Origin of the sequence: Terriglobus sp. YAF25 (genome assembly GCF_052113305.1) — a bacterium.
In the GTDB taxonomy this organism is placed as follows: Bacteria; Acidobacteriota; Terriglobia; order Terriglobales; family Acidobacteriaceae; genus Terriglobus.
Map to the genome: position 1 here is coordinate 1 of NZ_JBFRCY010000995.1, position 1,269 is coordinate 1,269.

General features: G+C 56.9%; 2 protein-coding genes and 1 pseudogene. 1 reads left to right on the forward strand and 2 read right to left on the reverse strand.

The window, feature by feature from the left end; all coding sequences use genetic code 11:
* Positions 1 to 137 (reverse strand): annotated as a pseudogene (locus tag AB4043_RS25945) (hypothetical protein); the annotation flags it as partial.
* A gap of 1 nt (position 138) precedes the next feature.
* On the opposite strand from AB4043_RS25945, the gene AB4043_RS25950 reads away from it, so the two are divergent.
* On the forward strand, positions 139 to 375 hold the full coding sequence (locus AB4043_RS25950) for an amino acid permease C-terminal domain-containing protein (RefSeq protein ID WP_442308580.1): 237 nt from the start codon (positions 139 to 141) through the stop codon (positions 373 to 375).
* 78 nt (positions 376 to 453) lie between these two features.
* Here AB4043_RS25950 and AB4043_RS25955 read toward each other — a convergent pair whose 3' ends face one another.
* On the reverse strand, positions 454 to 993 hold the full coding sequence (locus AB4043_RS25955) for a DUF6982 domain-containing protein (RefSeq protein WP_442299735.1): 540 nt from the start codon (positions 991 to 993) through the stop codon (positions 454 to 456).
* Between the last annotated feature and the right edge of the window lie 276 nt (positions 994 to 1,269).

Genomic DNA, 1,269 nt, shown 5'->3' on the forward strand with positions numbered 1-1,269 from the left:
TTGATGTCCTTCCAATAGACCATGCCGGTGAGAACACCGGCGACACCGATATAGAGCACGGTGCAGATCAGCAGCGAGAGGATGATACCGATCGGCAGATCGCGCTGCGGATTCTTAGCCTCCTGCGCGGTCGTGGTGCTGCGCAAGACCGATCCGAGTCGCGAGCGCCCCTTCCGTGCTCCGCTGGTATGGCCCATCCCGGTGGTACCGGTTCTCGGCGTGATCTTCAACGGATACATGATGTACAAGCTCGGCTGGCAGAACTGGGCCCGGCTGATCGTTTGGCTCGTAATCGGCCTGATCGTCTACTTCACCTACTCTCGCTTCAACTCGAAGGTGCAGGCTCAGGTCGAGAGAGAAGTCGCAGCCGACTGAACTAAGGGGCAGAATATGAAAAGGGCGGCTTCGGCCGCCCTTTCGTATTGGATGAGATGCCTAAAGCATTTTTCGAGCTTAATTGGGCCGCGAGTTCGGCGGCAGCTCGGTGGCGAAGAGCTGTTCCTGGAGGGATTTGTCTGAGGAGGTCGCGGCGACGGGTTTCTTCTTGGACGGCGTGGTGATCACCGCCAGAAGGTCCATGCTCTCAATGGCCCGGCGAGGGACGAAGATCCGCTGCACATTGGACCGGACATCGGGAGGTGTGAACTGGACCCCCTTGTCCTCCGCTGCGGAATCCATCAGGCTGATATCTAACGGGGCCAGTCCTTCCAGCACATCTTCGTCGCGGAGCTTCAGGCGGATAAAGAGACCCTCTGTTCGCGGCTTGGAGAGAAAGGTCTTCCGCAGTGTCCGCTCCGGATCTTTCTCCGTAAGGTTGAAGTCGCGGACGTAGAGCACCATCTTGATCTCGGAGAGGGGAATCGGCATTACCCTTCCGGAGAGATCCAGGAGCTCCAGTGCATCGTCCTGAACAAAGCCTGCAGCCGGCAGGTAGCCGGCTATGGTGTCGCGGCTAAATCTTCGGATGAGAACTTTTTTTCGTCCCGCAGGCATACACGGCATTGTCTCATCGGGTTCATAAAAAGCAGCAGGAATGTAGCAAAAGCGGTACCTATATGTTACATTTGGCTTTTGTGTCGTCTTGCTTGCCGGTGCTAAGCGATTGATACGGCGAGAGTTAGCGACGAATCCGAAGTCCGGAGCGCTGCCCGCCTATCTATGGCCGACTACATCTACCTGCTCGAAAATCGACTATCTGCTAACCAGAAGGATGCGCTGGAGAAGATCAGGACCGTCGTCCGGGAACGCGGAATGACGCTGTTCCTGGTC